The sequence below is a fragment of the Candidatus Zixiibacteriota bacterium genome (assembly GCA_029860345.1).
In the GTDB taxonomy this organism is placed as follows: Bacteria; Zixibacteria; MSB-5A5; order GN15; family FEB-12; genus JAJRTA01.
This window is the reverse complement of the sequence record JAOUBJ010000007.1, coordinates 202205-219210: the sequence shown is the minus strand read 5'-3', so window position 1 is coordinate 219210 and position 17006 is coordinate 202205. Positions and strand designations below refer to the sequence as shown.

At 53.0% G+C, this 17006-nt stretch carries 17 protein-coding genes and 1 tRNA gene; 2 read left to right on the top strand and 16 right to left on the bottom strand.

All coding sequences use genetic code 11. From position 1 onward, the window contains the following. A partial coding sequence (locus tag OEV49_09410) for a hypothetical protein (GenBank protein MDH3891287.1) occupies positions 1–757 on the bottom strand: 757 nt, incomplete at its 3' end. A 281-nt stretch (positions 758–1038) separates the two neighbouring features. Further along, positions 1039–3168 (bottom strand): hypothetical protein, encoded by a 2130-nt coding sequence (locus tag OEV49_09405; GenBank protein ID MDH3891286.1) that lies wholly within the window; start codon positions 3166–3168, stop codon positions 1039–1041. Between the two features lie 299 nt (positions 3169–3467). On the opposite strand from OEV49_09405, the gene OEV49_09400 reads away from it, so the two are divergent. Further along, on the top strand, positions 3468–5261 hold the full coding sequence (locus tag OEV49_09400) for a PAS domain S-box protein (GenBank protein MDH3891285.1): 1794 nt from the start codon (positions 3468–3470) through the stop codon (positions 5259–5261). A gap of 157 nt (positions 5262–5418) precedes the next feature. Next, a complete protein-coding gene (locus OEV49_09395) occupies positions 5419–6507 on the top strand; it encodes a hypothetical protein (protein ID MDH3891284.1) in 1089 nt (362 codons plus the stop codon). Positions 6508–6577: 70 nt separating this feature from the next. Here OEV49_09395 and OEV49_09390 read toward each other — a convergent pair. The 14 genes from OEV49_09390 to OEV49_09325 all read right to left on the bottom strand — a co-directional run bounded on the left by OEV49_09390 (position 6578) and on the right by OEV49_09325 (position 16999). Next, positions 6578–6670 (bottom strand) — tRNA-Ser (locus OEV49_09390). A gap of 95 nt (positions 6671–6765) precedes the next feature. Beyond that, positions 6766–8178: a FapA family protein gene (locus OEV49_09385; GenBank protein MDH3891283.1), complete on the bottom strand. Its 1413-nt coding sequence runs from the start codon at positions 8176–8178 to the stop codon at positions 6766–6768. 10 nt (positions 8179–8188) lie between these two features. Continuing rightward, entirely contained in the window at positions 8189–8662 is a 474-nt protein-coding gene (locus OEV49_09380; GenBank protein MDH3891282.1) for a response regulator, read from the bottom strand. Between the two features lie 6 nt (positions 8663–8668). Next, the gene (locus OEV49_09375; GenBank protein MDH3891281.1) at positions 8669–9085 is read right to left on the bottom strand and encodes a response regulator; all 417 of its coding nucleotides are present in this window, start codon (positions 9083–9085) and stop codon (positions 8669–8671) included. Positions 9086–9358: 273 nt separating this feature from the next. Beyond that, entirely contained in the window at positions 9359–9718 is a 360-nt protein-coding gene (locus OEV49_09370) for a hypothetical protein (GenBank protein ID MDH3891280.1), read from the bottom strand. Continuing rightward, positions 9696–10073, bottom strand: a complete 378-nt coding sequence (locus OEV49_09365; protein ID MDH3891279.1) for a response regulator — start codon at positions 10071–10073, stop codon at positions 9696–9698. The genes OEV49_09370 and OEV49_09365 overlap by 23 nt, the downstream gene beginning before the upstream one ends. Continuing rightward, complete coding sequence (locus OEV49_09360; GenBank protein ID MDH3891278.1) at positions 10048–11838, bottom strand: GAF domain-containing protein; 1791 nt, start codon at positions 11836–11838, stop codon at positions 10048–10050. The genes OEV49_09365 and OEV49_09360 overlap by 26 nt, the downstream gene beginning before the upstream one ends. A 12-nt stretch (positions 11839–11850) precedes the next feature. Beyond that, a complete protein-coding gene (locus tag OEV49_09355) occupies positions 11851–12744 on the bottom strand; it encodes a hypothetical protein (protein MDH3891277.1) in 894 nt (297 codons plus the stop codon). Then, positions 12689–13300 (bottom strand): hypothetical protein, encoded by a 612-nt coding sequence (locus tag OEV49_09350; GenBank protein ID MDH3891276.1) that lies wholly within the window; start codon positions 13298–13300, stop codon positions 12689–12691. The genes OEV49_09355 and OEV49_09350 overlap by 56 nt, the downstream gene beginning before the upstream one ends. Positions 13301–13312: 12 nt before the next feature. Next, a complete protein-coding gene (locus OEV49_09345) occupies positions 13313–13828 on the bottom strand; it encodes a PilZ domain-containing protein (GenBank protein ID MDH3891275.1) in 516 nt (171 codons plus the stop codon). Further along, positions 13825–14613 carry a hypothetical protein gene (locus OEV49_09340; protein MDH3891274.1) on the bottom strand — a complete coding sequence of 263 codons (789 nt, stop codon included), beginning with the start codon at positions 14611–14613 and terminating at the stop codon, positions 13825–13827. Before OEV49_09340 ends, OEV49_09345 begins: the two co-directional genes overlap by 4 nt. Beyond that, positions 14610–15365 carry a PilZ domain-containing protein gene (locus OEV49_09335; GenBank protein MDH3891273.1) on the bottom strand — a complete coding sequence of 252 codons (756 nt, stop codon included), beginning with the start codon at positions 15363–15365 and terminating at the stop codon, positions 14610–14612. The genes OEV49_09340 and OEV49_09335 overlap by 4 nt, the downstream gene beginning before the upstream one ends. A 16-nt stretch (positions 15366–15381) precedes the next feature. Continuing rightward, on the bottom strand, positions 15382–16560 hold the full coding sequence (locus OEV49_09330) for a DUF2225 domain-containing protein (protein MDH3891272.1): 1179 nt from the start codon (positions 16558–16560) through the stop codon (positions 15382–15384). 19 nt (positions 16561–16579) lie between these two features. Then, positions 16580–16999 carry a hypothetical protein gene (locus tag OEV49_09325; GenBank protein ID MDH3891271.1) on the bottom strand — a complete coding sequence of 140 codons (420 nt, stop codon included), beginning with the start codon at positions 16997–16999 and terminating at the stop codon, positions 16580–16582. Positions 17000–17006 lie beyond the last annotated feature (7 nt).

Genomic DNA, 17006 nt, shown 5'->3' with positions numbered 1-17006 from the left:
AACCCCCCGGGGTTTCAGGGGGGTGGGGGGGTGGTCCGGTGGGGTTTGGCTCACGGGGGGGGGGGGGATTCTCGAGCCACTCAGGATGGATACCCCTGTCCCATAACTTCCAATAGGTTTCTCGGGATATCCTGATATGAAACACACTGTCCCGTTCTGTCGGCGTGAGTTCCCCAAGCATGGGTAACACAAACTGCAGATTCTTTGGCAGAACATCTTTCAGGCTGACCTCCCAATCCATCACCTGTGCCAACTGTTCAGGCGTCAGCTCCGCCCTACGCGATTCGCCAAAGCTCATTTTATTGCGCGGTGTAGCTCCTCGAGGGCTACCCTTCCAGAACTCGACCGACTCGTCAAAGGTAACGAACCAGGCGTGTGCAGCGTGTCTTTTCCGGCCATCGATGGACAACTCAATCCGAATGCCGCAGGTGTCGTTGGGTGGGATACTAACGTGGATCAGCTCGGTGTACTTAACACTCTGCTCCATATCTACTGCCCACGTTTTGGGTCCGGAATACTCCAGGCCGCTCTGCGTGGTTACGGTCAACGCCACCGTTGAGCGGCCTTTGAAGTGCTCGTTGGGGGTGACACTGAATCTCAATTCTACCGGCCCCGGTGCCAAGGGCATCTGAGTCGGCTCGAATTCACAGTCAAATATGAACCCTTTGCTGGTAGATGCAATTGCCGGTCCGGCCAACTGTATCAACAGGCCAAGGCCTGCAATCGCCCCTGTGATAATTGTCTTCCGATAACTCATTCCTTCTTCTCCTAATCTAATGAGTGTTTACTGTTAGCACAAACTGTTGTTCGGCCATAGACTCCTCCTTTCTGTTTGTTTACAATTGTACACACCACAATACGGTTTACTTCCCATAAACTCAAGCCTTGCGGGGCTAGCTGTGTACTCTTGCTCCCATCGCGCTTTTACGCGTGGTCTGGATTGGTTGTGTTCCCTGTCCTATTAGACGAACGTGCGGCTATAATGTCAAGCAGATTGTTAGTTTTCAGGTGGAATGGGATGTGGGCTATGACTGCTGTTCACCGCGGTGTGCTGATAACGATGTCGGTACCGTAACCGGATACGTCCAGCGATGCAGCCATGCGCCCAAGTTCGAGCCGAGTGGTGCTGGAACTGTCGGTCTGTTGGACGGGTGTCGAAAAGGCGCTCTTGATAGCGCCACCGATCATCTCGACAGTCAAGAGAACGTCCGATGATTCGTCCAGTCTGAGTTTGATGGTTCCATTATCGGCAATGATCGAAGAACGACCGATGATATCCTCATCGACGACCAGGTCGATCAAGCCGTTGGTGTTCACCAATCGCAAAGGTCCACTGAGCGAAACGGCCGAGATTGAACCATAGTTGTTGTTGGCCGACAAAGGTCCATCGATCTGATCGACCTGGATAGTCCCCCGCTCGTTTTGCAGGCCGGCCCGTCCGCGAATGTTCTCGACCACCACCGGCTGAAGCGAGTTGGTCACTTCAAGGCTGCCCTCGAGATTCTGAACCATCACAGCCCCGTTGTCATTGTCGATCCGCAGGTCACCTATAAACTCGTATACATCCACTCTTCCGGAGTTGCGTACCTGAGCTTCACCGGAACAGTCTTTGATATCTATCGAAGCAAGATCGTTTTCGATTGTCATATCTCCATTACATCCGGTCACCGTCAAGGCACCATAGGTGTTTCTCAACTCAAGCCGTCCAGAGACATCGCTGACGGTCAGATACCCCATGCTGTTGACTACCTCGACTTTTCCATCCACCGTGCTCAATTTGATATCACAATGGTCGGCATTGATTTTAACATCGTTGTCAAAATCCCGGACGACCAAACGTCCATGCGAGTTGCTGCAGCTCAGGGAATTGTCCCTGGGCGCTTTGATTTCAATCGTCGTACTCAAGATCGAGGTCCTTGGATCGGTTAACTGGGGCAGAACCAACTCCACGTAGACGGCGTTGGACCGGTTGTGAATACGAACGTCGACACGCTCGGCCAAGGCCTCGGCTTTTTCGGCACTAACGGCCGACAGTTCCACCTTGGCGTCAACCGAGATCCATGGCCGGTTCCACCCCTCAACCTCCAGGGTTCCCATGGGATTGACCACGTACACCGGTGTCGCGGCTGAATTGATACGGGTGCTGTCGATAAACTGTAAACTGAGTCCAGCTTCACCCGACGAGTGGCGGAATGCAGTCCGTTTATCTTCCAACCGAATTGGAGGCGCTTCAAACTGGGGCGCGTAGACTGTCAACTGCGGAAACTCATAAACGTCCGAAGGTTGTGGAGGCTCGATGATACTGTGAATTTCTATCTGCTCACAGTTTTCCAATACTGCGTCCAGATCGGGAAAGTTACCCAGATCTATTTCGAGCACAATCGGTGTATGTCCAACCTGGTCGCCTTTGCCCAAAACAAACGCACGCTTCTCCACACCACCGTCCGCCCCCATGGAAACAACGGCTGCCCTGATGTACTGTTGGACGATAGCCGATTTGGCGGCGCTGACTCTCATGCGTTCACCTATATCGTCCTCGAACTGATCATGTAGCATTTCAATTTCGCGGCGCAGGGTGCGTGTAATCTTCCGAAGCCTGGGATCGGCCGATTCGCCTGAGTGCACACCTCGCGCGTGGCTGTTCTTGTGCAACTTGGCCAGCTTCTCTTCCTGTAGCCGCAGCTCGTATTGTAAGCGGGTCAGATCGTAAGTCAGCGTTGTGAAATCACGGAAGTAGGCGCTGTCGTTGAGACGGTGTGATAACTTGCGCATTTTTTTTTCGAGCTCTTCGGCATGTACCTGTTGAAAGTCGGAGTAGTAGGTGCTGTAGTCGGCGGTCAGAGTCTTCAATTGGTCCAGCAGCACCAGATAGTCTTGAGCAAGTTCGCCGGCGTCATCTTTCAGCTTTACTTTGATTCTATCCCTGGCGGTGGGTTTGCCCCGACCCTTCTCGATATCCGGCGGCCGCGGCGGCGCCGACTGGGCCAGCACCTGAGCCGACCAGGCCAACAGCAAAACCCCTACTCCCAGCGCCAACCACACGAGCCACAGCGATCTCTTAAGGGCGACCGACCGACAGCGAGCACCATCACCACCACCCCTGGAAATATCCCATGGGTCATCGTTGAAGTTTCTGGCAGGGCGAGTGTCGTTGTAACCGTCGTACATATCGCTCTCGGCTCCGATTCTTGCCGTTGCTGTTTCCTATCACGGGCTCAAGGCCCAGTTCTACCTATCTTAATACGTCTTACACGATAGGTAGTTTCCCCACAACTTACCAATTATGCTCAACTCAGGCCAAACCGCAACCGGTTTTTCCCATTGGTCGCAGGGAAAAAGGAGAGAAAGTCAAGCTGTGCAGATAATGCACAATCTTGCCGATAACCTTACGGAACATAGGATTGCGACCGGCCGGACAAAACGACCGCACAAGTACAAGGTAGCGCCATAATGGCGCCGTGGACAATATGGCCAAGAATGGAACCTGCAAGACCGCATCGGCTCAAGGCGTTGCTGGACCCGACGACCGGCGCCGGTCCGATGAGGTCTCGATAAGTGTCGAACAACTGGATTTCCTCCTCAACTCGTCGAATCTGCTTTTCTGTGCGGTTGACACCTCTACCGGACGACTGGCCACTCTGGCCGGAGACATTGACAGCATCACCGCAGGTTGCAATCCTGCGCCAAAAACACTTGATGACTTGATTCAAGCCGTGGTTCATCCGGAGGAACTGGAAGGGGCAAGAGCAAAGCTGGCTGCGGCCGATGGAGCTGGTCTGTTCGAGTGTCGTCTTACTCCAAATGGCATCAGCACACGCCTGGGTCGCTTCAAATATCGGTTGGCGGCTGCCGAAGGTTCCGCGGACAATCGGTTGGATATTCTCATTACCGACATCACGGGCTCGAACAAAGCTCACGCCGAGCACTCGTTGGAAGAAGCACGTTTGCGGGCGGTGGTGCAACTCGACCGCGCCCAGGTTTCATCACAGCGCGAGCTTACGAATCTGGCCCTGATGGAATGTCTCACCCTCACTTCGAGTGCTTGCGGATTTCTGGCCCTGCTCTCTGAGGATGGTACCTCGCTGACGATTCCCAACTGGACACAGCCGCAAGGGAGCCAGGGACTGATTGCCAATCGAGCTCTTGTCTGTGCTGTGGCCTCTGCCGACTCCTGGGCCGACGCAGTGCGCACGCAGGAGGTCACTATTGCCAACAGCAGCGTCGCGGCCGATCCCCTTAAACGTGGATACCCGGGGGGACATGCACCGATACTTCGTCAGATGAGTGTCCCCATATATTCCGACCAGAAAATCGTGGCGGTAATCGGCGTGGCCAACAAGGTGACGCCGTACACACCTGAAGATGCAAACCAGCTATCTCAATTGATTCAGGAAATCTGGCCGCTCTTGCAGCGCCGTCGTGATCGCACCGCCCTGGAGGAAAGTGAAAAACGGTACCGTCTCCTGGTGGAATCGATGAACGAAGGGCTGGGTGCTTTCGATGAAAACTGCAACGTCACTTTTGCCAACGAACGGTTCTGCCGGATGTTGGGATATGCCGAACATGAACTGGTGGGGACATCGGCCGCCGCTTTTTTGGATGAACGTGATCAGGACGTATTCTATGATCGGATCGCACACAACAAAGACGAAGGCTTTCGGCCTTATGAAGTCGTCTGGAAAACAAAGCTGGGAGCCGATTTACCGGCTATCGTCTCGCCCCAGGCGCTGTTTGATCTCAGCGGGAACTTTGTCGGTAGTTTTGCCGTCGTCACCGATATCTCCAGACTCAAACAGACCGAAGAAGAGCTTCGGACAACCAACACGAAACTGCAAGCCGAGCAGATCGCGCTTCAGGAGAAGAACGTGGCTTTGCGCGAGGTGATGTCGCAAATCGAGAATGAAAGGAAACTTCTCAAGCGCCAATTGCAGACGAATGTCGACCGTATCCTGACGCCGATCATAACGAAACTTCAGAAACGGTCCAGCCGCCAGAACGAACATTATTTGACCCTACTCAAGACTTGTCTGGATGATATCGCGGCGCCGTTTGTCAACGAACTTGATCGCCGCTTTGATCGTTTGTCACCGAGGGAGCTTGAGATTTGTAACCTGATCAAGTCCGGCTTATCGACCGCGTCGATTGCCGAGACCTTAAGTACTTCGATTCACACTGTCAACAACCAACGCAAGACCATCCGCCGTAAGTTGAAACTTGCAGGCGAATCTTCCAACCTGAAAGTCTTCCTGCAATCCGTTTGAGGTTGGGGGATGAGCCTGGGCACGCACCGCGAGCGGATGGGCCGGAGAGCGACTGACTCCTACATGAAATGTCAGACCTTTAGAAATGGGCTTGTAATTCCAATTTTCGTCAGCTATATAAGACTCATAACCGCCAACCGTGGGAGGAGAAGAACGAGTGAATAGAGAGTTACTGACACAGCATATTGGGGCATTCGTCAACCGGTTGAAGGAGGAGCCTGAGAAGTTCAAGACTGATTGGGAAGAGAGATCAGGACTTATCCAGGTTTACGGTGGATACACTAAGGATGTGCTGCTCGCGATTGACGAGGATGGGATATTTGACTATATGTCGAAGTTGTGGGCGATGCTCATATGGGGGAACAAGCACTATGTTATTGACAAGATTATCGAGGACAATGGCCTGGATAATCTGAGACGCAGGCTGGCAGAACTCATCTGGGGTCAGACCAACATATCCCAACGCTGGGATTCCTTTCGCGGTGAGATAAAGGGGATGGGACCGGCCACAATTAGTGAGTTGCTGTGCAAGACACACCCTGATGAATTCATGCTATGGAACAGACGAGCATTTGTAGCCTTGGACTACTTAGGGGTCGACAACCTGCCCCGTTACGACTATCAACTGACTGGAGAAGTATATGACAACCTTTGCCAAGTCTGCAAGACAATTGCAGTAGAGCTCAGTAATGCTGGATTCTCTGATACAACCCTTTTGGCGGTTGACTACTTCATCTGGGATGAGCTTCAAGTTGAGGATAACCTGAGTAGGATTCACACAAGCCGTCCGAAGAAAGAAGCCGAAACAACTGAACCAATCAGAGCGGATTCTCGATTTATCCACAATGACATTCGTGACAAGCTCCGTGAAATAGGTCGGTGGCTGGGCTTCGAATCCAGTATTGAAAAGAAGGTATCTCAAGGTTCTGTTGTTGATACCGTCTGGGAGGCGACCATAGGAAACATGGGCCGAGTGGTTTATGTATTTGAGGTGCAGACTAAGGGAAGCATAGATAGCTTGATAGTGAATCTTCTCAAGTCACTTAACAACCCGGCGGTCCAAGGGGTCGTGGCTGTCTCTGATCAATCCCAGTTGGATCGAATCCGAAGCCATGCTGATGGTGTCCAAAACCTCCGAGACAAACTTCGCTACTGGGACTATGAGGACGTCGCCAGGGTACACGAGAGCCTGCAGTATGTTAATGAGAGTATAAACCGCCTTGAGCTAGTTCCAGAGGGCTTTTGACTACACAGCTATGAACTGCCACCCCACGATTGCTGTAGCTCCTGTAGTGAAAACACAATACCAAAAAAAATGGCGGAGAGGCAGGGATTCGAACCCTGGATAGAGGCATGACCCCTATAACGGATTAGCAATCCGCCGCCTTCAGCCGCTCGGCCACCTCTCCGACTAAACGATACCAAAGACAAGCCAATATATCGCAAGCCCGACCGGTTTTCAAGTCAATTCTTGGGAAGACGTTTTGAAGGACAGAGCAGGGGTTTAGCTCTTTTTGTACTTTTCCTCGATGATCCGATGGCCGTCCTGGCTGAGTTGCACAGCCAATAGGTCTTCATCGACTTCTTTGACCAACACCCCAACATGCGCCTTAACACCGGCATGCATGATTTCGCTGGCGATGATTTTGGAATCGCACAGTTTCTTGAGGCGTTCCTCAACTTCAGCCTTACGTTTTTCCACCGTCGCCAGTGCATCAGGAACAGAATTCTTGAATTCCTCAAGCTTGGCCAGACCCGCTTTCTGCTGGTCATTCAGTTTGCCGGCCATCTGGAGCTTATACAGCTGTACGAGGTTTTCCTTGACGCGCTCATCGTCGGCTTTCAACCGGCTGATCTCATGGCGAGCCTCGTGGAACAACCGCATCGCCTCAGCATCGAAAGCAACCGTCAGTGAAGTAACGGTTCCGGCATCGGAGCCGATGACGGCCGCTTCGATTTTCTTACCGGCATTGATTTCGCCGCCAACGATCTTACCCTTGCGTCCCTTTACAACGACAGAATCTTTGGCCGTGACATGGCAGTTGAGCAGTTCGCCGCCGACAATGATACTGCCGCCGGCGCTGAGCTTCTGACCCACGGCATATTTGACGGTGATATCACCATCGGCATGCATCTCACCCTCGCCGGCACCCAGGAAGCCGCCACGAACCAGGATGTTGCCCTTCACGTGTATCTTGGCGTCGTCGACATTACCGCTGACTTCCAGATCGCCACCGACATTGACGGAAAACCCGGTGTTGATCTTGCCGCTGACACGCAGCGAACCGACTGCATCGATATTGCCGACGTTGAAGTCAACGTTGTTGATGACCATTACATCTTTGACCGACACTCGACCTCGCGAGTAGACAATGGCGCCGTCGACCGTAGAAATCAATTCGAGGCCGTCGTCGGAGACCTTTGTGTTTTCGCCGTTGTTGAATGGTATGTTGCGACCTCTGGGAGCGACTATCTCGCGACCATCGACCCCCTTGCCGTTGACCCCGTCGGTAGGCGGCTTCCGTCGGATCAGTACATCACCCTTGTGGGTATTCTGGATATACTTCATGTCGCGGTAGTCGATGCGACCCTCTTCATCTTCCTGTGGCTGAAAGCGATTCTCGGTTTGGAAAAAGGTTTCAAATTCGGAGTCGGAGCCTTTGACCGGCGGCTGGCCTTTGGCAACCTCGATCGGCTTTTCATACTCAGCCATGGTGACACTTTCGGAAATCACATCCTCGTCGATACCATACACCACACCAGCCTGGGTCAGAGCGTTCCTGACCTCTTCCACGGTAATATTCGGCTCTTCGGATTCCGGTCGGCTGATGACGATAACCACCTTCATGGAATCCTTGGTGATTGTCACCCGAATTCGGCGGCGGGTCGCGGTACTTTGGGCTTGGCTGGCGCTCATGTCACTCCTACTACAACTCGGTGGTCATCTGGTTGCAGGACGAGAGAATTCGCCAGTAAGCTCGTTCTACTACCAGGGAGATCTCATAGCTCTTGAACGGCTTGGTGACATACTCATCGGCTCCCAAGAGGAGCGCATCCTTGACCGTGTAGGTGTCGCCATAGGCGGTCATAATTATGACACCCACGCCCGGATGGTGTTGTTTGATGTTCTTGAGCAGTTCAAAACCGTCCATCTTGGGCATTTTCATATCAGAGATAACGATGTCGACTTTGTGATTCTCGAGGTATTCCAGAGCCACCTGGCCGTCACAGACCGAGTGCATCTGGTATCCCTCCCGGGCCAGAATCTTTTCCAGCAGATTGCGCATCGTTGATTCGTCGTCCACAATCAGTATCGAGATTTCACTCTTCATGCCATTGCCCCCGTAGCTCCTCTTTCTTGATTGTTCATGCCCCTCATTTTCCTCTTTGGCCACTTTCATCGATCCTCATCGGTCCAGCGTGGACGTCATCTCAGAAATAAAGCTCTCCAGCATCACTGGTTTGTACATCACTCGGCAGGCCCCGAGTACACCGGCCTGATGCACGAGTTTTTCGGTGGCATTGCCGGTTATGACCATTATGGGCACCTTTGGCGCCACCTCTTTTATGGCTGTAAGTACTTCCAACCCGGACATCTCGGGCATTATGAGGTCCAGAGTGATCAGATCATATTCGCTATCACCGGCCATTCTGACGGCCTCGGCTCCGTCGGGAGCCAACTCGACCTTAAAAGCATCCGTAAGATTGCAGAAATCCCTGAAGACCTCACGAACCCACTGTTCGTCGTCCACTATCAACACTTTGTACGGCCTTCCTCGGTTTTTGGCCATTTCAGTGAGTTTATCTAATACCGGAGTGTTCATAATCCATTCGCCTCATCAGTGCACTCGATGGTAGCAGTCATCGCTTCAGTAAGCCGACAAGATTCCGTTTTTGAATCCACGTTGTCTCCATCGCGGTCAGGGTTCTCATATACTCGTCCGAGCTATTGTCACAACCGCGGCCCGAAACGGCTGAACCGTGATCAGCCGGAAATCCCGACAATGAGTCAGAGCCGGCCGCATCCAATCTATATCCTGTATATCGTCACTTGGCATGGTATCTGCACCTGTTCAAGCCAGAATTGAGCCGGCTCGTCACTTTTCAATCGGGCCACCCTTGCCCAGAGCCGTCATAATCCGACCACAGTGGTCCAGGATTGAGCGGAGTCTGAGTTCTATTTGGTCGCGCCGGAACTTGCCTGAAGGGACGTCGTAAACCAGTGTTTCAAGATTCCTTGCGGCTGCAATAATCCTCTCAATCTCCTGAAGTACGCTCACGGTACCGTTTACCAGCCGAATAAAGTCCGGTTCAAGCTGGCTAAGTTGCTCCGATTCGGATTTGGTTTTGGCCAGGTAGATAGCCAGATTCAGAGCCAGAATCCTAACCTCTTCGGCGAGTCCGTCGACCTGATCAACCAGGTCCAGGCTTTTGTCATTTTTGGTCTTGGTGTTCAACGGGATCAATCAACTTCCTGATGTTATGTTTGAGCGGTTCCAGGTCCGACGATTTCAGAACATAGGCATCGGCCAGCCAGGATTGGAAGTCTTGCTTGTAGTTGCTGTAGGCCGTGTTCAGGATCACCGGCGTGTCCGGGCTGACCCGACGCAAATGAGACAAGGCTTCGATACCCGACATGTCGGGCATTTCGATGTCCAGAATAATAATCGCGAATTTTTCCCGGGAGGCCAACGCGACAGCCGCACCGCCTGAGTCAACCGCCGCAACTTCGTACCCGGCCCGGACCAGTTCGGTCAGATAGAGGGCGCGGATGCCGTCATCGTCATCAACCACCAGTATGCGCGGTTTCACTTTCCGGCTCCTTCATAGTTGGCAGTTCGATATACAGCGACGGTGGAATATCAGCGCCGCAAGCAATACCCAGGTTTCCGCCGTGATATCTAACGGTCTCACCGGCCACCAGGATGGTCAAACGCTGCGAAGTTCTGTTTTGCGTGAAGATTTGCTGCAGGGACTTTCGCACTTTGTCACGTTGGTCCTCAGGACACCTGATCTTGACAAGCATCACGGCCAGGTCGTCTTTCGATTCGGTGCGCACTTCCGCATCTCCCAACTGAACCAGGTCCTCGGCCACAAACTTCAGAAACTGGTACACGGCGTGTGACAACTGGTCGTAGTTGCCAAACACCCTGAGAGGAGTGCCGGCCAACGATAGATACATCGGCAACTCCCTGGCCGAGAGGCGACCTTTCAACAGCTCCATGCTGCGCTGGACGAGTTGGGAAAAGTCGATCGGCTGATTGTCGCCTTTGCTGGCCTGCGAAAAATCAAGAACCTGGTGAAGAACAGACTCCGCCCGTTTGATTTCTGCGGCGATTATACTCAGATACTCACGGTTTTCCTCGGGCAATTCGGCTTTCAACATAAGGTTGGCAAAGCCGCCAACTACCGTCAGAGGATTGCGAAGTTCGTGGGCGATGGCCGATGTTAGCTCGCCTATTACGGACATTTTCTCGAACTTAATAATCTGGCTCTGCGATTCAGCAAGCAGTGTGTTGATCCGTTCCAACTCGCACCTGCGTTCGCGTTGTGCCTCGTACAAACGTGCTCGTTCCATGGCCACCGCAGCCTGGTTGGCAAGGACTTGTAGAAGATGCACGGCTTCATCGGAGATGGGATGGCCGGTGATTTGATTATCAGCAGCCAGTAGTCCCAAAAGGTGACCCTTGCTTACCATAGGAACCAAGGCCAGCTTGTTCGTGCCCAACCGTTCGGCCAGAGCCATGGTGACGGCATCGAGGTCATCCGACTCGGTCAGGTTCAACCATTCACCCTGGCGACAAACGCGACTGATCATGGATTCTTCATCAAGGCTGACTCTGAAATCGGTAATCAACTGGGTGATTCCATCCGAGAGTTCGTCCGGCTGGTGTTGTTTATTGTCCAGTAACTCTTCAAGCGAAAGACGCATGGCGTCCAGGTTACGCCAAATACTGCCGGCCTCTTCGGCCGAAAGCGGACCCACCGCCATCTGGCCGACCAATTCGTTGGTGTCCTCCTGGTGCATGAACAAAAAGGCGCGGTTGAATCCCAACCCTTGAGAGGCTGTAGCACCGGTGAGAATCACTTTAAGAAGCTGGACAAGTTCGCTGGATGACGACAAGGCAGCCGCAACATCTGAAAGTATTTGTAACTCCTGCCTTAAAAAGCGCTCGTCGTCTGAAATGTGATGTCGCCGCTGCAGGTCGTGCAAGAAGCAGATAGCAAACGACCCGTCATCACTACCAACATAAAGACAAGAGATGTCCAACAACATGTGTCGTCCCTTGCAGTTCGAGCAAGGTAATCCTCTTTGGTGTGACCGAGGGCGCTCCGGACCGAGATCGTTGACGGCATCGTTTAAGCTGGATCCGAGAACATGGGCCAGGTCCGATATATGAACAGGCTCGGTCGAACTCTTGTCATCGAGAACGAGCATTTCGGATGCAGCATGATTATAGTCCTCAAGCCGCCCGTCATGACTCACCATCAAGAAACCGACACCAAGATCATCCAGACCGGACGACCACGGTTTCCAGCTAACAAGGTTGTTGATTTCCTTAGTGATCGTATTCATTCAACTTAAGTCTCAGACTTTGACCGTGAAGTCGTTTTGGTTCTCATCGTCTTGCCTGGTGATCACCGGTATCTGCAGGAGCCGCTTGTTGACGGCGCCGATTTTGATAGCCGCGCTTTCGATGCGATGCAGACGGTCCTGGCTGGGGTCGTCGGTCGACTCCTTTTCCATCAGTAGACACTGCACGTTACCGATGATAACCGACAGCGAGTTGTTCACTTCATGACTTATGGACACCAACATTTCGTGGGCTTCGTCCAGACTCTGAAGCCTTGGACCGGATCGTGGCGCCAGACGCTGTGTCGTTTCCAGTTTGGACAGTGTCTCGTAAAGGGCTGTCAGTTTGTGGCGGTATTGACACCGTTCAACCGCCGAGGCCATCTGTCCACCCAGCACTCCGGCCAGCCGGATGGCTTCTCTGGACGGAGGATCGTTGGCAATGAAGGCGAGATTCAGCAATCCGTTGAGACGTTCCTGAACCATCATTGGCGCACTCAAAATGTGGGCGCGACCATCAGCCGAACCAAAGGCAGCAGCCGGGACTACCGACATTGACACCGGCGAATCGGATGATCCCTCCCAAGATTCCGGGTCGGTCGGGTCGCCCGACGAATCGGCGCAGAGGTCGACAGGGTTAAGCAAGGTGGCCGCCGCAAAGAGTCTCTTGCTCTTGCTGTTAATCAGATATACGGTGGCCGCATCGAAACCAACCAGGCGTCTTAACGCTCCCAAAACAGTGGCCAGTTTCTCCTCGGTTGTATTATCAAGGCTCTCGGTGATACGTTTGATTGAGACGATTTTCTCGAACAGTTGGTCATCACCGTCGCTATGCTTCAAGAGCCGTCCAATTTCATTCACCGTCGTTCCCTCGCTCTGAAAAACCGATGATCTCAAGCAGCTGATCACAGAGATGATCCTCCATTTGATCGAAAAAGACCAGTTTGCCCGGCGCCGTCAGATGCAGATCGGGGTGATTGGCATCGTCGTCGTCTGATGATTGAAATATCCGTTTGGCTTCTTGTTCTTTCAGAAACGGTTGGGCCACCAACAGGCGACCCTGGTTGAGGTCGATCAGCCTCAGTTCGCCGGAGATAACACCCACTGTCACATACTTGTGAAAAAACAGCGGTATCTGAAAGGACTTGCGCCGCTCCAGACGTTGGTGATGAACATCCACCAACATCAGGTACTGGCCGCCGATCTCCAGACCCCACTGGATCAGGCTGTCCACATTGTATCGATCTTTTGGAAAGGCAGGCAGTGCGCTGTCAGTCCCGTCAACGCTGGTCACACTCATAGCAGTGTCCCGGCTCATACGGATTATCAGCTTTTCCTCGATGCTGCTGGATGACCAGGCCGCCTCGGCCGGGCTGACCCTGAGCAAAATATTGGGACCCGCCAAAACCGCTCGTGGTACTACGGCGACCAACAATAGTATGATGCCGACAACTGTGTTTCTCATAACGACCACGAATCAGGCCCGGGTCCGTTTATCCTGAAGGTAACGACTCAGAAGTTCCTGCACCGACTGGGTAAAATGACTCAGGTCCTCCGAGAGTAGCTCCATTTCCGACTGCGAGAGTTTGTCGACGAGCTCATCACGGCGAACAAACTGGATGCCGACGAGGTGATAGTCATCATCCTGGTCGCAACGCTTGACCAGGCCGAGCACGCCCTCGATGGGTTCGACCTGCTCCATGATAATGCGCATGGCCACAATGTCGCCCTCGTTCAGCGGCTGATCCATCTCTGCCAACACGCCGCCCTCTGAGATATTCAGTATCGTGCCGTCAATCGGATATTCACCTGGGTTGGGCGAGAAGTTGCCGAAAATGTCCTTGATACTTCGGAAGTTGATGGGTGATGAAATCGTGAGTCGGACAAATCGCCGTTGGTTTTCACTCTGCAATTTGAGTGGTTGCTTGACTCGGACATTGTCTTCTGTGATCTCGACATCCGATACGAATTTCGTGCGTTCTTGTTCTGTCATCTGAAATACCCCTGATCACTGTTTTTTGGGTTCTGTTGCATCCATGCTGTTATGTGGCCGTTGAGACCTTTGCGATGTAAGTAGCTGTATTCAAAAGCCGACGATGGGAGGTTATCCAACAATGGCTTGGAGAAGTGTCGGCTACGCTGTTCGGCCACTATGAATTCGAGACCTACACGAAACTGTCCGCCTTCCTGTGGGTGGCAGTGGCGCACACTGCCGATGACCAGCGGCGGAAAGGAGTGCGACTCGATATCGACATTGACAAAAAGATAGGTGCTGTTGTGCAATAGGCTGTTGATATCGAATAGGGCACCGCCCGATGCAAAGTCGACCAGGTCGGTTTGCATCCAACGCAGGTGGGGCAGTTTGTGTTTCAAGAAACTACCGGTAGGAAGTACAGCCAGGTTAATCGGTTGTTGTGACCTGGCCCGGACGAAGCGTCGTCGTTTCAGCGGCTTAACTGTTTGCCCGACCAGCACGGTACTGCGGCCACCGTTGGTCCTTTTGAACACAGCCGGCGTGGCCACCTCTTCCTGCTTGTACATGAACTGCATGACTACTCCCTGACCGCTGACAAGATTGCCCAAAAGTACGTTGCCCGGAATCGGCTCCAACGCCACCTTGTCACCAACTGCCTGTACAACACGAGCCGGCAAAGGACGACCGGGATACTGCCTGGAAAAGATCGATACCTTACGCCCGACCAATTGCCCGAGGTCGAGGTGCGAACGATCAAATTCGGCGGCTGCATGGCCGTGGCCGGATGGTGTTGACGGGTTCACAGCAGTCCCTTCTTTCTCAGTTCGATTTCCTGCTGAAAGATGTATGACACCAATCGGTTCTGGGCGCGACGGTCGAATCGTTTCACGGCATCCGGCAGTCGTTTGAGATCATCCGACTTGAAATAGTCTACCAGGCGATCCGCAACGATATACTCAACTCCGGCCATGATTTGCTTTTCCAAAGTGAACACGCGCCTGACAACGCCCGCAACCGTATCCGGAAGTCCCTGACCGGGGAAGAAACCGATCTTTATTAACAAGCGGTCGTCAAATTCAAGCTCTTTATCGATTCTTATCATGGCGCCGCCGCCGCTCATATTCTCGGTAGTGGCCGTGAGCCACTTTTGACCCTCGGCCAGGTTATCCCAGTCGACCACAGGTCTGAGTTGGGTGTACTCAAGATGTTTGAGCATGTCGACCCGCACGAATTGGCGGCGCTGGACACGCTTGGTCTTGCTGGGCCTGGCCAGCAAATAGAGATTCTTGCCGTCAATGGGATGCTTCTTTATGCAGGAATGACATTGATACGTGGCGTCATCCTTGGTGAACACTATCAACACATCGGCGTTCTCTCGAAGCAGAGTGTGTCCTTTGACGAACTCCGGACTACTTATGATGATGCCCTCGGCGACGAAGTCCTCGATCCGTGCGGTGTAGATACCTGTCTCGTCTCCTTCACCGGTGACAAGCTCGAGTTTCTCCCAGAGCTTCAGAGGTTGCGATAAGTGCGGCAATGATAGATGAACGGTCATGTTATCTCAAATCGAGTCAGTCCGACTTCAATGCTTCCATGTTTTCGCGACCCTGTTCGATGGCCAGTTCGAGTATTTTTCTGGCCAGTGCGGTGCGTGACTGATCGCGCCGATTCTGGTAGATAAATTCCTGACCGTACTTGATGGTCGTGTTGAAATACTGCTTGGCATCCTCGTATCGGCCTATTCTGCGCGAAAGTTCGGCTATCAAGTACGAAGCCTGAATCTGCTGATTGCCGGCCGAGATACTGCGACCATCCTCAAACGCCTTCTTGTAATACTCCACCGCGACTTCGAGTGCTTCCTGTTCATCCAGCACTATCCCATTCCATCGGTTCTTGATGTCCTGAAGGAAAGCCGTAAAAGATGGGAAGCCTTCAAAGGCGGCGCCATCACTCCCTGAGCCCGTCGCAGACGACTTGTATTCACTCATGAGATCCTTCATCAGCTCCAACTGCGTCTGGGTCTGATTGAAAGTCACTTGCAGGCGGGCCAGTTCGGCGTCAAACTTGTCACGAAACGGCAACATTTGTGATTTCAGTTGCGTCGAGACCTGATCGGTCTCAAAATGGGCCGAAAGATGCCGTGCCCACACGGCCGCCTCTTCTTTCAGTTTTCCCAGAGCCTCGTCCATCATGCCACCCCGATTATCGACTTGTAGAAGGCTCTTGTTCAAAAACTGCTGGTCCGGGTTCTCACACGTCACCATGGAGCGATAGACCCATCCGATCCGAAGGTAGAAGCGACCGAGATCGAGATTGCCTACATGTTCGCAGAGCAACTCATCAAAGGCCGCCAAATGCAGTTTCAGAATTGCGGACTCACTCGGATTATTGACCAGGTCCACCGCCTCGCCCATTCGCTTCAGGACAGAATCGGCTGTGGCCAATCTGTCCAGGTGCAATTCCTTGACGCTCTTCAGTCGATAGGTGCGGAAGTTGCCGTCGCTCTTCCACTCCTTGTAGCTGTTGTTGAATTCGCGCGTGTAGTAACAGTTGGTGCAGGTGGCGGTGAAATAGCTCAGTGGATTGTACGCCTGGTACTTCGGGTAGCGCCACTCGATTCCCGACGGGCAGAAATCGGTATCACGCCCTTTCTCCACGTATGCACCTACCCGCACTGTCTCAAACTCGTTTATAGTTTTGCAGATCGGACACTCCAGCTTGGTCAGGAAGAAGGGATTATCGTTCGCCATTGTTTATCTCCAAGAGTTGCTATTGATTCTGCATGGTCAAGAGCGCCAGTTCCGCCTCCGAAACCGGGAGCACCTGTTGGATGCGTCTGTTGTCGGCTCCGGCCTTAAGCATCTCACGCGCTATTCTGATTATGTCCACACGATCGCGCCGCTGGGGCGGGCGCAGCATCGATGGCCTTTCGATCGGTTTGTCATCGTCTACCGCAAAGGTCTCAGCCGACGGAGTTGGCTGTTGAAGACGCATGAACTGAGGTGCAACAGCAGGCTGCTGAACCGGAAGTGGTCGGCTTGGCTGAGCTTCGGGTTGTGGCGATGCAGTCGGGCGACGTCCCAGTAACGGCGCCACTATCGGGTATACTGTCCAGACCAGCGCTCCGGCGGCCAGGTAGCCGATCAGGTTCAAAAGCAGGTCCAGATAAAATCCTGATGAAATATCCATTTTCATC

Excerpts from the sequence above, each read along its gene's own strand:
- OEV49_09405 (MDH3891286.1), bottom strand. The coding sequence starts at position 3,168 with ATGTACGACGGTTACAACGACACTCGCCCTGCCAGAAACTTCAACGAT.
- OEV49_09400 (MDH3891285.1), top strand. The coding sequence starts at position 3,468 with ATGGCCAAGAATGGAACCTGCAAGACCGCATCGGCTCAAGGCGTTGCT.
- OEV49_09385 (MDH3891283.1), bottom strand. The coding sequence starts at position 8,178 with ATGAGCGCCAGCCAAGCCCAAAGTACCGCGACCCGCCGCCGAATTCGG.
- OEV49_09380 (MDH3891282.1), bottom strand. The coding sequence starts at position 8,662 with ATGAAAGTGGCCAAAGAGGAAAATGAGGGGCATGAACAATCAAGAAAG.
- OEV49_09375 (MDH3891281.1), bottom strand. The coding sequence starts at position 9,085 with ATGAACACTCCGGTATTAGATAAACTCACTGAAATGGCCAAAAACCGA.
- OEV49_09360 (MDH3891278.1), bottom strand. The coding sequence starts at position 11,838 with ATGAATACGATCACTAAGGAAATCAACAACCTTGTTAGCTGGAAACCG.
- OEV49_09350 (MDH3891276.1), bottom strand. The coding sequence starts at position 13,300 with ATGAGAAACACAGTTGTCGGCATCATACTATTGTTGGTCGCCGTAGTA.
- OEV49_09345 (MDH3891275.1), bottom strand. The coding sequence starts at position 13,828 with ATGACAGAACAAGAACGCACGAAATTCGTATCGGATGTCGAGATCACA.
- OEV49_09335 (MDH3891273.1), bottom strand. The coding sequence starts at position 15,365 with ATGACCGTTCATCTATCATTGCCGCACTTATCGCAACCTCTGAAGCTC.
- OEV49_09330 (MDH3891272.1), bottom strand. The coding sequence starts at position 16,560 with ATGGCGAACGATAATCCCTTCTTCCTGACCAAGCTGGAGTGTCCGATC.
- OEV49_09325 (MDH3891271.1), bottom strand. The coding sequence starts at position 16,999 with ATGGATATTTCATCAGGATTTTATCTGGACCTGCTTTTGAACCTGATC.